At 36.3% G+C, this 325-nt stretch carries 1 protein-coding gene; it reads left to right on the plus strand.

Features of this window, described 5'->3' with window-relative positions:
• Nucleotides 1-325 (plus strand): hypothetical protein (locus tag EII23_RS13285; RefSeq protein ID WP_221620437.1); only part of this gene is annotated, 325 nt, incomplete at both ends.

Raw genomic sequence — 325 nt, forward strand, 5'->3', positions numbered from 1 at the left:
CAATAACGGATATTACAATGGGTATAGAAGATTAAATCCGTCAGTAGGATACAATTCTGTAACAGGAAACGATGCACCGAGAAATGCCTTAATTAATGTATATGACAGCTATAACAATCGTATAGGATCCGGATATTCAGACAGCTATGGTAACTATAATATCAGCTTCAGCAGTTCTTACCAAGGACCTTTAAGCGGAATATATGCAACAGTTGCAGATTATAACGGATACAATAACGGATATTACAATGGGTATAGAAGATTAAATCCGTCAGTAGGATACAATTCTGTAACAGGAAACGATGCACCGAGAAATGCCTTAATT

The sequence above is a fragment of the Desulfovibrio sp. OH1186_COT-070 genome (assembly GCF_003860215.1).
Taxonomy (GTDB): domain Bacteria; phylum Desulfobacterota; class Desulfovibrionia; order Desulfovibrionales; family Desulfovibrionaceae; genus Desulfovibrio.